This window comes from Gottschalkia purinilytica, assembly GCF_001190785.1.
Lineage (GTDB): Bacteria > Bacillota > Clostridia > Tissierellales > Gottschalkiaceae > Gottschalkia_A > Gottschalkia_A purinilytica.
Genome location: NZ_LGSS01000013.1, coordinates 67,306 through 80,428 on the forward strand (window position 1 = coordinate 67,306; position 13,123 = coordinate 80,428).

The window sequence follows — 13,123 nt, forward strand, 5'->3', positions numbered from 1 at the left end:
ATATAACACTTCTATGATTATAATATGAACTGCGAATTTTATAGTGCAAGTATACTTTAGTCCCTATAACTATATTTATTGAGTGGATGTATTAAGTTGAAATCTTAATATTTCTTAACTTTTTAAGTTCTTGTAGAATATTTTGAAGTAAAAGATTTATAAACTACATAAAAAATTAAAATAAAGAAGTTTAGTACGAAAATAAATCTAGAAGAACGAAATTGTAGAATAGCATATGTATACCCTATTCCAATCAGCTTTCCTATATTATTAAAGATATCATTTATTCCCATTATCCTAGCTACAAATTCTTTTTTAGTAATTATTTGTAGCTTTGTATTTATAAATATTGTTAAAAGAGATATCACTAAACCTTCTATAAACTGTAAAAGTATAACTGTTGATAAATTATTTGATAAACTATAAAATAGCCATACTATAGATACAGTTATTAATATCATATAAGCAAATAATAGATTCAGTTTATGAATTATTTTATCAAAGTAAATAGATACAACCATAGCTACAAAGTTTGTTCCATAAAAAACAGACATCATAAATCCCCAATTTCTACTGGTAACCTTTAAAGTATCAAAAGCAAAAGAATAAAAAGTAATATTTACAGAAGCTATTGCTAAACTCGCTATTGTATTAATTAATACAAGCTCCTTTATAGAAATTTTAGATTTGAAGTATTTAAATCCACTTCTTATATCCTTATATATACTAGGTTTAGTTCCTATTTTTTTATTTATTATATTTGATTTATGTGATTTGGTTCTAGTTAAAAATAAGATTATCGTAGATAAAAAGTATGATAGGCTATTAATCATAAATATAGTATTTAGACCCCAGATATCTATTATAATACCAGCTATAATTGGCCCTATGATAAATATTATTCCTTTTATTCCTGTTAGTATAGAATTTCCAATCATAACATCTCTTTGATCTAGTAAGCTTGTAATTATCTTTTTCTGAGGAGGATTATATAATATTTCAAATGAAGATAATGTTAGCATAAGTATATATATAGTTAATACATTTTGATTTGATATAAATAATAATGCAGTTAATCCTCTAAGCAAATCTATAAATGCAAGTAAATATTTTTCATTGAATCTATCTCCTAAACTACCTGCAAAAGATGATAAAAAGAAACTTGAAATGGGAGTACAAATTACAATAAAGCTAGCAGATGTTCCTGAACCTGTTAATTTAATAAGTAATGCAGCTATTGCAATAAAATGAAAAGCATCTCCAAGATTTGAAACTGTTTGACTTGTCAAAAAAAACATCAAAGACTTATTTTTCTTTATTCTGTCTGGAATCGGATTGTTAATAAGCATACTAATTACCCCCAATATTTTCTTACATAGATATTCTTATTAGAAATATTAGGGGTATATTCTAAGTTTATTTATTTACTTCTACTACATGTGGCATTGCCCTATAGGAACTAGTTCCTAATTTTTTTGTTTTAGTTGTTCCATCTAAATTTTTAATTGTTAACCATGATTCTACTATAGCCCCATCCATACCTTCTATAATTATTTTTTCCTCGCCCTCTTTTAACTCAGGATTCTTTATATATTCTGTAGGTGCCTTAAATGATTCTAGTGTTTTATGATTCCATTCTACCTTTGGAGGCTCCTCTTTACCATAAAAACCAATGTATAATCTGTTACCTACTCCCTTTGCCCATATAAGAATTGGATGTTCTGTGTTATTTTTAAACTTAAAATCTTTTGCACCATAGGCTACAGTTGCATCTTGACCATATGGAACATAAGGAACAGGCATACTATGATTATGTCTTTCAACAATCTCTAAGTCACTTAATATTGATACATTATATAAAGTAGATGCAACTTTACATACTCCCCCACCTTCAGTTGTAGATACCTTTGAGCCTATATATGTTGGTCCTTTTTGATATCCTTTAGACTCAACATATGGACCTATGCCATTATTCTGAGAAAATACTTCCCCAGGAGATACAACCATTCCAGCTAGTGAACTAGCTGCTAAATGTACATTATACTCTTCTCCTGGTAGTGGATCTTTTAAAACTGTACAATATGCGGCCAACAATACAGTCGTTCCATTTTCTTTCTGTAATCTTTTGAATTCTTCATCATTCGCCCATGGTAACTTATTAACAGTACCAGACTTTTTGGGAGTGTCTACTTTCGTATTAGTTATCTTACCTTTTGGTTGCGAACTATCAATTTTGGTTTTAATATTTTCTTCTTTTATTTTTAAATTTCCTTGCATACCTTTATTATTACATGAAGTTAAGTAAAACAAGGCTATTACTGCTAATATTAATATATAATGTTTATTTTTTTTCACCTTCATTCACCTCTATTCTAGTCTAAGATGTTTATAGTCACTAAATTATATTCTTCTATTTATGGTGAAAAATATACATTTCTCAATAACAAATATAAGACATAATAAATAAATAATAGAATAGTTATTAAATTAGAAGTGTAAGTATGTTTTACCAAACGAGGAGGACAATACATGGTTTTTTGGCTATCAATATTTGGTATGATTTGTTGGGGAATAGCTCCAGTATTTGCTAAAGTAGGACTAAATAATCTTAATCCTTTACCTGGATTAATCATAAGAACTCTGATGGCAGCAGGTTTTATTGTAGGTTTTTTGGGTTTTAATGGAAATATGCAACAAATAAAAAGTCTTCCTTTTAACACATGGTTCTTAATTGCTATCGAAGCTCTTCTTGCTACACTAGTTGGTGACCTCGCATATTATGCTGCAATTAAAAAGGGAGATATATCTGTAGTAACTATTATTATGTCTAGTTCTCCCTTAGTCACTATGTTAGTTTCAACTATATTCTTAGGAGAGCAATTAACTCCAAGCAGAATACTAGGAGCAAGTCTAGTTATAGCTGGAATAATAATCATTATGTAGTAGTCATATAAAATACATGATTATTTCCTTCTATAATGTACAATAAATATATTAATTTCTATTGTATTTATTATGCCTTATTAACTAAATTTATATTTTAGATGTAATATTTAATAATTATTTAAAAACTAAATATTAATTAGTTATAACTTTGATATTATATGGCTACTGTACCTTATTTAGTAGCCTTTATTTATGTTATGCTATATATCATACTTATTTATCCATGCCTTTTTAACAATTTTTACAAAGTTATAAAAAAGCCTACTATCTATTTTTCACTAATATATGTTAGAATAATATTAGAGTTTATAAAACATTTTATTAACAAACCTACATTTTATTATAAGTAGTAGGTTTTTCTCTGCTTGTCTTCGTTTTCTATTAGCATACTACTCTGGCTCAATTAAGATGCTTATTTTATTTACATCTTCAGACATAAAAATTAATTCATATTCCCCATATGAATCTAATTTTGATTCTTGTGATGTTTTTATAAATCCTATAAATAACTTAAAGGATCTTAGAAAACTCAATCCTTCTTTTCAAATTTTATATAAAAAAAGTGGACTAACTCCTCAGATGAAAAGAATCAAGACTGATTGATAATATAGCTCTAAAAATTTTATTATAAAAATAAAATTTTAATTATTACATTTAAAATTATTTTAGGTTTAATAAATAATTTTATAGTTAAATATTAAAAATATAGGTTAAAATTAATTTATATTTACTATTAATTAATCCTTGTTAATATGTAAACACTATAGTATAATGAGTTGATTAACTTTTGGAGGAAGAAATAAATGACAAATATAACATTTAATAATTTAGGTTTTAATAAAGATATACTTAAAGCAATAGGAGATATGGGATTTGAAGAACCTTCTAAAATACAAGGTGAAGTTATTCCTGTTATTTTACAAGGTTTTGATGTGATCGGTCAGGCTCAAACTGGTACAGGTAAAACATTAGCCTTTGGGGGCCCAATTATAAATAACCTTAATAAATCATCAGATGGTAGAGTAAGTGCGATTATTTTAACACCTACTAGAGAACTTGCTATTCAAATAAATGATGAACTTATACGTATTGCTAAGTATTCCAATGTAAGCATATTACCTGTTTATGGTGGTCAATCAATTGATAGACAAATTAAGGCATTAAAGAAACAAATAGATATTGTTGTTGGTACGCCTGGTAGGGTTTTAGATCTTATTAGAAGACGTATTCTTAAATTAAGCGGAGTTGAATTCCTTGTTCTAGATGAAGCTGATGAAATGCTTAATATGGGCTTTATTGAAGATATAGAGAAAATAATGGAAAGTTGTAATAGTGATAGACAAACTCTGTTATTCTCTGCAACGCTTCCTAGTAGAATTAAAAAAATAGCTAAGGGATATATGAAGCCAGATGCGAAACATATTTCTATAATTAAAAATCAAATGACAGTATCTAGTGTTGAACAGTACTATTATGAAATTAAACAAAAAGATCGTTTTGAATCCCTATGTAGAATACTTGATGTTGATGATCCTTCAACATCTATTATATTCTGTAAAACTAAAAAAGGAGTAGATGAGTTAGTTGCATCTATGCAAGCTAGAGGTTACAATGTAGAAGGTATGCATGGAGATATGAGTCAGAATCATAGGCTAAACACTTTAAAAAAGTTTAAAGAAGAAAATCTTGATTTTCTTGTAGCTACAGATGTTGCAGCAAGAGGTATAGACGTAGAAAATGTTTCTCACGTTATAAACTATGATTTACCTCAAGATACTGAATCATATGTTCACAGAATCGGAAGAACCGGAAGAGCTAATAAGAAAGGAACTGCATACACACTTGTTACATCAAGAGAATATACAGTTCTTAAACAAATTGAAAAAAATACTAAAGGTAAAATTAAAAGAAAAGAAGTTCCAACTATTGATGATATATTTAGTGCAAAGTATCAAAATATAGTTAGTAGAGTTAAAGAAACATTACAAGATGATAAATACAAAAAGTTTACTCATATTGCTACAGAATTAGATGAAGATTTTAGTCTTGTTGATGTGGCAGCAGCTTTAATAAGCATGGTTTATGAAAAAGAGATAAGTTATGATTACACAGAAAATAATATAGGCTCAAGTTCAAGCTATGTTAGAATATTTTTACCATTTGGACGTAAAGATAAATTAAATCCTAAGTCTTTAGTTAATTTCTTTATAAGCTCAGCAAATGTAAGTAAAGAAGATATTGGTGACATTGATATTCTTGATAAGTTTACTTTTGTCGATATATCTGATAGAGTTGCAGAATCAGTAATGAAGAAATGCTCTGGTAAAAAACTATGTGGTAAAAAAGTAAGAATGGAATTTGCTAATAATAAGTAAATCTATATTTAATGCAAGCTTTAATATATATATTAAAACTTGCATTTATTTTGTTTAAGCTATTTTATTATTCTATAAATCAGATATCCTGTATAAAAGTACACCTCTCTAATAAGAAATTCTCCTTTACTTTTTAAGCTTCTATATTTTGTTGTAGGCGTTGGTGATGAATATGCCTTTAATCCAATATCATTTGACATTATCATTGCTCTTTTCATATGTATCGGATCACTTACAATTAAAAATGATTTCAAATTATTTTCTTCTGCAACATCTTTTGCATATATTAAATTCTCTTGTGTAATCCTAGATTTCTCCTCTATTAAAATATCTGAACTAGGTATAGACTTTTTTTCAGCATACCTCTTCCCTACCAAAGCTTCTGATAGTTCTGTTTTATTAGGTTTACCTCCTGTAAATATTATTTTCTTTACATATCCATTTTTATATAACCATATTCCATGATTAATTCTCTCTTTAAAAACAGGTGAAGGTTTATTGCCCCATACTGCTGCTCCCAGTACTATAGCAGCATCTGCTCTCCTTAATTCATTCTTATTCCCAAAAGAGTAAACACTAAAAGCTGTATATATTATATAAATTACTAGAATAATAAACATTCCTAAAAAGAGTCTTTTGTAAATCTTTCTTCTTTTCATTTTATCTCCTTATATTTTAGCTATCTATTATCATATTAAGTATACTTATTATTTTGAAAGTCTTAATAGCTATACTCCATCACATCTATAGTTTTTGATACTGCTTCTTTGCCCAATAATTTATCTACAACATACAAAGACATATCTATACCCGCTGATATCCCTCCTGATAGTATTATCTTACCATTATCCACATATCTTTCATCTGATACAACTTTTATATTAGGGGATATATCTTTCAATAAATTTAATGCTGAATGATGAGTTGTGGCAGTCAGTCCCTCTAGTAAGCCACATTTTCCTACTATTAACGCCCCTGTACATACTGTAAGCAATAATTCTAAGTTAGGATATATATTATTTATCCAACTTATTATCATCTGGTTATGCATTTCTTTACGAGCTCCTTGTCCACCAGGAACTATTAAGATATCTATGTCTGGACAATCTTTTATAGTATACTTAGGATTTATACTTAAGTTATTTCTTGCATATATAGGCCCATCTTTCTCAGCAATAGTAAAAACATTAAATGAATTTTCAGCACTTACATTACTTGAAACTGAAAAAACTTCAAATGGGCCGCAAAAATCCAGTACTTCTACTTCATCAAATATCAGTATCCCTACATTTTTTGTTTTTTTCATCTTTATCCCCCTTCTATCAAAATAAAGCTAAAAATAATATGCTTGTGATAAATATTATAACGTATTTTCTGTTTAGAATAAATTTAAGTTTCTCATTTTTACCTAAAGTAAATCATTATAATATGTAACTATTAAATGATCTATTGAATATACTTAACATTGTGTCATACCTGTATTTTGTTTGAAAGGAGAATAAAAATTGTACGATTATGATTGTTTATTACAGTCTATGTATGATATATATGGAGAAGATCGTTATAGAAAACCTTCTTCTCACTATTATGAAAAAGAATTAGTAAAAACTATTCAAGATTGTGAAGCTAATTGTGAGCATATGACCGTCATGTTAAAAAAAGTTAAAGACTATAAACATAGAACAACTCAAATTAGATTATTACGTGATTGTGCAGATATTTGTGGCTTAACAGCTAAATATATTGCAAGAATGAGTTATTTTTCAAAACATATAGCTAAACTGTGTGCATATATATGTGTAGTTTGTGGAAAAGAATGTGCTAAATTTCCTGATAGAGCATCACAAAATTGTGCAGAAGTATGCTTTCATTGTGCAAGAGAGTGCAAAGCTTTCGCTATGAGAAGCTAAAGTTAGTTATATAATTATCTGTAAGTTATACTCCCTACTTATATATAAGTAGGGAGTATTTTATACCATGAATTCTAATTTTTATATTTATATATTGTTATTAAATACATATATACAAAATATACTCTATAATAAAAAATTCAGCATATTAAATATTGATTAAATAAAAATTAATTTATATTATTGACTATTATATCTGTATATCGTAATATATGGATATAATGATTTATTTGAAAGAAGGGATTAATATGAATAAAGATTTAACTAAATACAATGAAGTTGCTGAAATTCTTAAGGCTATAGCTCATCCAGTTAGATTATGTATAGTTAATGGTCTTTTAGAAAAAGGAAAATGTAATGTAAGCTATATGCAAGAATGTCTTGATACTCCACAATCTACTATATCTCAACACTTACAAAAACTAAGATCAGCTGGAATTATTAAAGGCAATAGAAATGGGCTTGAAGTATATTACACAATTTCTAATGAAAGTGTTGCTAAATTAATTAGGGAACTTGTAGAAAACATGTAACTTTCATAAGATTATTTTTTTATTGTAAATCATACTAAAGTAAATATTTAATTTTATAAAATACATTGGAGGAATATATATGAGTAAAAAAGTATTAATAGTTGGTGGTGTAGCTGGTGGTGCCTCAGCTGCAGCTAGACTTAGAAGATTAGATGAAAGTGCTGAGATTATAGTATTTGAAAAAGATGAATATATATCATTTGCAAACTGTGGTCTACCTTATTATATAGGTCAAAGTATAAAACAAAGAGATAAACTATTAGTTCAAACTCCTGAAGGAATGAAAAATAGATTTAATATAGACGTAAGAATAAACAGCGAAGTTATATCTGTTGATACAAAAAATAAAGAAATCACTGTTAATAGTAAAGAAAAAGGTACTTATCAAGAAAGTTATGATTATTTAGTACTTTCTCCTGGTGCAAGAGCTCTTAAACCTAATATTCCTGGTATTGATAATAAGAAAATTTTTACTTTGAGAAACATCCCTGATACTGATTCTATTAAGTCCTATATAGATAAGGAAGATGTTAAAAGTGCAATCGTAGTTGGTGGTGGATATATAGGAGTAGAAATGGCTGAAAATCTTAAAGAATCTGGTTTATCGGTTACATTAGTTCAATCAGATAATCAAATATTAGGAACATTTGATTCCGAAATGGCATCTTTTGCTGCTAAAGAATTAGAGGACAACGGTGTTCAGTTAGTTTTAAATGATAGAGTTGAATCTTTCGATGATAGTACTAACTCTATAACTGCTAACTTATCTAATGGCAATACATTATGTGCTGACATGGTTGTGTTAGCTATAGGAGTAGTACCTAATACAGAATTCATAAATAATTCTGGAATAAATTTATCAGAAAGTAGACATATCAGAGTAAATAGTAAAATGGAAACTAGTGTTAAGAATGTTTATGCTGTCGGAGATGCAGTAGAAATTATAGATTTTGTTAATAATGAGAAATCTTATGTGCCTTTAGCTGGACCTGCTAATAAGCAAGGTAGAATATGTGCTGATAATATATGTGGTCTAGATACTGAATACAAAGGTACCCAGGGAACTTCTGTTTTAAAAATTTTTGACTTAACTGGAGCATCTACTGGTAACAATGAAAAAAAACTAGAAGCCCTAAATATTCCTTATAACGTTGTATATGCTCATCCACAATCTCATGCTTCTTACTATCCAGGTGCTACGCCTATATCTATAAAGCTCATATTTGATAATGATGGTAAGATACTAGGTGCTCAAGCATTTGGCTACTCTGGAGTTGAAAAAAGAATAGATGTTATCGCTACTACTATGAGACTTGGAGGAACCATAAAAGATTTAACAGAACTTGAACTTTCCTATGCTCCTCCATATTCTTCAGCAAAAGATCCCGTAAATATGATTGGATATATAGCCGAGAATGTTCTTAAAGGAAATGTAAGTAATTTCTTACCTAAAGATTTAGACACATATAATAGAGAGAATACTATCCTATTAGATGTAAGAACTAAGTTTGAATATAGTAATGATCATATTGATGGAGCAATAAATATTCCCGTAGATGATTTAAGAAAACGTATAAATGAATTAGATAAAAACAAAGAAATCTTAACATACTGTCAAGTAGGGCTTAGAGGATATATAGCATCTCGAATATTAAGTGAAAATGGTTTCAAAGTTAAAAACTTATCTGGCGGTTATAAGACCTATAACATGTCAAAGTTTGTTCCTCAAAGTATAGAATTTGATAAAAGTTCTAAAGATGATTTTAAAAAGGTGGATATGAATAATATGCTAACTAAAAATATCAATAATTTAAACTATGATAAAGAATTAGATGCTTCTGGATTATGCTGTCCTGGTCCACTAATGCAAGTAAAAATGAGTATAGATACTTTAGATGATGGTGAAATTTTAAAAGTAAAAGCCTCTGATCCTGGATTTTTTATTGATATAAAGTCTTGGTGTGAAAAAACAAATAATAATTTACTCAATATTTCTAAAGATAAAGGGATAATAACTGCTTTTATCCAAAAATCATCCAATATAGCCGCTCTCTCTCCCCAACAAGATAATCATAAAGATAACAAAACAATAGTTGTATTTAGTGGAGATCTTGATAAAGCTATCGCTTCATTTATTATAGCTAATGGAGCAGCTTCTATGGGTAAAAAAGTAACTTTATTCTTTACATTCTGGGGACTAAATATATTAAGAAAGCCTGAAAAGATAAATGTTGAAAAAGGTTTTATGGATAAAATGTTTGGTATGATGATGCCTAAGGGTAGTGAAAAACTAAGTCTTTCAAAGATGAATATGATGGGTATGGGTAGTAAAATGATAAGAAAAGTAATGAAAGATAAAAATATATCTTCTCTTGAAGATCTTATCAAATCAGCTATAAATACTGGAATAGAACTTATAGCCTGTCAAATGTCAATGGATGTAATGGGTATAAAAAAAGAAGAGTTAATTGATGGAGTCAAAATAGGTGGAGTAGGATATTATTTAGGAGAAGCTGAAGATTCTAATGTTAATCTATTCATATAGATTATTATATCTTTATAAATAAATTAGACCAAGTATTATAATACTTGGTCTAATGTTAGTTTTTGTAGTATAATTATTCTAATATTCTAGGATTGTTTTACATCACTATATTCTTCTTCATCTTATAAAAAAGGGGTAATGCTTATGAATATGTTTAATGAAGACTTTAAATCAAAACTAATAAAAACTATAATATTCTTAGCAATTTATACTGTTCTATTTGCTTTATTTTTTTCAACACTATCATATACACTTCCATTTGTACTAGCATTTTCTATAGCTATTTTTACAAAGCCTTTAACTAGGTTCCTAAAGAAAAAGCTACGGTTTTCAAATGGAATATCTGCATTTATTTCCACTGTTATAGTATTTGCGATAATTTTATCTATAATATCTGTTATCTTACTTAAGATAGTAAAGGAAGGTAGATTATTAATTCAATCACTTCCAGACTTTGATACAATTTCAGCTTATATAGAAACTTATGTTAGTAAATTTAACTCATACTATGCAAAAATTGACTTTAGTACGGTTCAAAAGTTTTATAATGAGTTAATATCTGTAGTATCTAGAACTTTAGACATTACAGTATCCCTTGTAAACAAAGTTTTATCTCTCATATTGGGATTACCTTTATTATTGATGATTGCGTTTATAACTTTTTTATCTACTTATTTCTTTTCAAAGGATATGCCGGATATAGAGAACAAAGTTCTATCAATATTCTCTCCATCTGGTAAAGAACAAATGAAAAGCGTAATAAAAGAAAGTGGAGCTATGTTAACAGGATATATTAAGGCTTATGCTTCTATAATATCACTAACATTTGTTGAAACGTTTATAGGTTTTTCAATATTAAAGATAGATTACGCTCTTATATTAAGTATTCTATCTGCAGTTGTTGACGTTTTACCTGTATTAGGTGTAGGCTCTGTATATGTTCCTTTAGCGATCATCTACTACTTTTTAGGTAAAAAATTCATAAGTATAGGACTATTAATACTATTTGTTATAGTTAGTATAGTAAGACAGGTAGTAGAGCCAAAGCTAGTTTCTACAAATTTAGGGATTCATCCTGTATTTATACTTGCAGCAATATTTATAGGATTAAAAGCTTATGGATTTTTAGGAATGATATATCTAATAGGACTTGTTGTTCTTTATAAGGTATTTACTAAAGTTAAAATATTATAATCTTAAAATTAAATTTTTAAAGTTTATAATATTTTAAAACATAAGATTTAGGTAGTATTTAAAAATCTAAAATATTTTAATATAATAAATAAAATTCTAAATCATGTTATAAAAGTAAAACTATATAACTAGATTTAGAATTTTACTATTTATATGTTATTTATTTCTTTTACTTAATACGAAAAATAGTACTTTCCCCTCATTATGATCTCATTTATCAAAATTATAAGTCTTCAGTTAATAGCATAGTAAATTATTGTATAGCAGTATTATTAAGTATACTTTGAAAATAATTCTATTAAAAATAGTATATAAAACATAGATCCTATAGCAATCCAAAAATCATAGTTTCTTATATCCTCGTCTCTATTTTTAAAATGCCTAAATACATTTACTATAAATAAAATTGGCATAACCAATATCATTATTATTATAGATATAGTAGTAATCTTGAAGTTCTCCATCCATATTAATCTTCCCATTATGATCATATGTGTAAGTAATATCATGTTAATTATAGATAGTATATGCCTATGATCTTTCTCTATAATTGTTATTATTAATGCAAATATACTTATTATTAAAGGAAAAATTATTGTAAAAAATAAATCATCAATTCTATTTGGATACTTATTCTCTATAATTCCAAAAGATATTATCTCAATTATGATCATTAAAGTAAAAATCATAAGACTCCTATTCTTAGTTAAAAATTCGTTATTCATATACATGTTATAGATTACTATAACTTCCCCCTCTTGACGTATTTATTATTATAATATAACGATTGCTATTTTTTGTAAACTAAGATATGTCGCCTATCAGTTAGATTTTATTAGTAAGAAAAAACACCAAAAATATTATGATATACTTAGATCTGTAAGATTTATATGATAAATTTATAAATCATGACCACCCGTCAAACGGGTGGTTTGCTCAGCCCTATAAGGGCATATTACTTGCTGTGTCTTAAGACACCCTGAAAGGTTTGCCAACTGCTATAGTTTTTCAGGGCACCCCTTAAGGGGTTATTTTTTCTTCCCTTTGGCTACCTCTTCACCCGTAAACGGGTCTATAAACTCTTTCAAACTTATTTGATCACCTGCTATATCTTCTTGCATTTGATTTTTTATATACTCTGCAATTGCCTTTTTATTTCTTCCTACTGTATCTACATAATATCCCCTGCACCAGAATTGTCTATTTCCGTATTTGTACTTTAAGTTTGCATGTCTATCGAAGATCATTAAAGAACTTTTTCCTTTTAAATATCCCATAAATTGCGACACACTTATCTTTGGTGGAATACTTACTAACATGTGAATATGATCTGAGCATGCATTTGCTTCTATTATCTCTACTCCTTTATATTCACATAGTTTTCTTAATATTCTTCCTATGTCCACTTTTATTTTTCCATATATTATCTGTCTTCTGTATTTTGGTGCAAAGACTATATGATACTTACAATTCCATTTCGTATGTGATAAACTATTCTTATCCAATTGGATTTCCTCCTTTGTTTGGTTGTGGTCGGCAAACCTACTTCCATTTTAACAAAGGAGGTTATTTTTTTTCTACTCATAGCTACAAGCTTTTTGGAACCACCTGCATAGCAGG

At 27.8% G+C, this 13,123-nt stretch carries 12 protein-coding genes; 6 read left to right on the forward strand and 6 right to left on the reverse strand.

The features are described 5' to 3' along the window. Positions 1–122: 122 nt before the first annotated feature. Positions 123–1,349 (reverse strand): MFS transporter, encoded by a 1,227-nt coding sequence (locus CLPU_RS12515; protein ID WP_050356009.1) that lies wholly within the window; start codon positions 1,347–1,349, stop codon positions 123–125. 67 nt (positions 1,350–1,416) lie between these two features. Further along, positions 1,417–2,355 (reverse strand): VanW family protein, encoded by a 939-nt coding sequence (locus CLPU_RS12520; RefSeq protein ID WP_235436179.1) that lies wholly within the window; start codon positions 2,353–2,355, stop codon positions 1,417–1,419. 174 nt (positions 2,356–2,529) lie between these two features. Between CLPU_RS12520 and CLPU_RS12525 the strand changes: the two genes are divergently transcribed. Together CLPU_RS12525 and CLPU_RS12530 are read left to right on the forward strand one after the other, a co-directional pair. After that, positions 2,530–2,943, forward strand: coding sequence for an EamA family transporter (locus tag CLPU_RS12525; RefSeq protein WP_050356011.1), 414 nt, complete (start codon positions 2,530–2,532; stop codon positions 2,941–2,943). A gap of 806 nt (positions 2,944–3,749) precedes the next feature. Next, the gene (locus tag CLPU_RS12530) at positions 3,750–5,321 is read left to right on the forward strand and encodes a DEAD/DEAH box helicase (protein WP_050356012.1); all 1,572 of its coding nucleotides are present in this window, start codon (positions 3,750–3,752) and stop codon (positions 5,319–5,321) included. Between the two features lie 59 nt (positions 5,322–5,380). On the opposite strand, the gene CLPU_RS12535 is transcribed toward CLPU_RS12530, so the two are convergent. Both CLPU_RS12535 and CLPU_RS12540 read right to left on the reverse strand, forming a co-directional pair. Then, positions 5,381–5,980, reverse strand: coding sequence for a YdcF family protein (locus CLPU_RS12535; RefSeq protein ID WP_050356013.1), 600 nt, complete (start codon positions 5,978–5,980; stop codon positions 5,381–5,383). Between the two features lie 62 nt (positions 5,981–6,042). After that, positions 6,043–6,627 carry a DJ-1/PfpI family protein gene (locus CLPU_RS12540; protein WP_050356014.1) on the reverse strand — a complete coding sequence of 195 codons (585 nt, stop codon included), beginning with the start codon at positions 6,625–6,627 and terminating at the stop codon, positions 6,043–6,045. A gap of 199 nt (positions 6,628–6,826) precedes the next feature. Between CLPU_RS12540 and CLPU_RS12545 the strand changes: the two genes are divergently transcribed. The 4 genes from CLPU_RS12545 to ytvI all read left to right on the forward strand — a co-directional run bounded on the left by CLPU_RS12545 (position 6,827) and on the right by ytvI (position 11,503). Continuing rightward, a complete protein-coding gene (locus CLPU_RS12545; protein WP_200898586.1) occupies positions 6,827–7,231 on the forward strand; it encodes a four-helix bundle copper-binding protein in 405 nt (134 codons plus the stop codon). Between the two features lie 248 nt (positions 7,232–7,479). After that, a complete protein-coding gene (locus tag CLPU_RS12550) occupies positions 7,480–7,764 on the forward strand; it encodes an ArsR/SmtB family transcription factor (RefSeq protein ID WP_050356015.1) in 285 nt (94 codons plus the stop codon). 79 nt (positions 7,765–7,843) lie between these two features. Further along, positions 7,844–10,309: a CoA-disulfide reductase gene (locus CLPU_RS12555; protein WP_050356016.1), complete on the forward strand. Its 2,466-nt coding sequence runs from the start codon at positions 7,844–7,846 to the stop codon at positions 10,307–10,309. A 144-nt stretch (positions 10,310–10,453) separates the two neighbouring features. Next, positions 10,454–11,503: a sporulation integral membrane protein YtvI gene (gene ytvI, locus CLPU_RS12560; RefSeq protein ID WP_050356017.1), complete on the forward strand. Its 1,050-nt coding sequence runs from the start codon at positions 10,454–10,456 to the stop codon at positions 11,501–11,503. A 272-nt stretch (positions 11,504–11,775) separates the two neighbouring features. On the opposite strand, the gene CLPU_RS12565 is transcribed toward ytvI, so the two are convergent. Beyond that, positions 11,776–12,192 carry a hypothetical protein gene (locus tag CLPU_RS12565; RefSeq protein ID WP_131701617.1) on the reverse strand — a complete coding sequence of 139 codons (417 nt, stop codon included), beginning with the start codon at positions 12,190–12,192 and terminating at the stop codon, positions 11,776–11,778. Positions 12,193–12,531: 339 nt separating this feature from the next. Next, positions 12,532–13,008: an IS200/IS605 family transposase gene (gene tnpA / locus CLPU_RS12570; RefSeq protein ID WP_050356019.1), complete on the reverse strand. Its 477-nt coding sequence runs from the start codon at positions 13,006–13,008 to the stop codon at positions 12,532–12,534. Positions 13,009–13,123 lie beyond the last annotated feature (115 nt).

Bases quoted from the DNA above. Each gene is read 5' to 3' on its own strand.
- CLPU_RS12515 (WP_050356009.1), bottom strand. From the start codon at position 1,349: ATGCTTATTAACAATCCGATTCCAGACAGAATAAAGAAAAATAAGTCT.
- CLPU_RS12525 (WP_050356011.1), top strand. From the start codon at position 2,530: ATGGTTTTTTGGCTATCAATATTTGGTATGATTTGTTGGGGAATAGCT.
- CLPU_RS12530 (WP_050356012.1), top strand. From the start codon at position 3,750: ATGACAAATATAACATTTAATAATTTAGGTTTTAATAAAGATATACTT.
- CLPU_RS12535 (WP_050356013.1), bottom strand. From the start codon at position 5,980: ATGAAAAGAAGAAAGATTTACAAAAGACTCTTTTTAGGAATGTTTATT.
- CLPU_RS12540 (WP_050356014.1), bottom strand. From the start codon at position 6,627: ATGAAAAAAACAAAAAATGTAGGGATACTGATATTTGATGAAGTAGAA.
- CLPU_RS12550 (WP_050356015.1), top strand. From the start codon at position 7,480: ATGAATAAAGATTTAACTAAATACAATGAAGTTGCTGAAATTCTTAAG.
- CLPU_RS12555 (WP_050356016.1), top strand. From the start codon at position 7,844: ATGAGTAAAAAAGTATTAATAGTTGGTGGTGTAGCTGGTGGTGCCTCA.
- ytvI (WP_050356017.1), top strand. From the start codon at position 10,454: ATGAATATGTTTAATGAAGACTTTAAATCAAAACTAATAAAAACTATA.
- CLPU_RS12565 (WP_131701617.1), bottom strand. From the start codon at position 12,192: ATGATTTTTACTTTAATGATCATAATTGAGATAATATCTTTTGGAATT.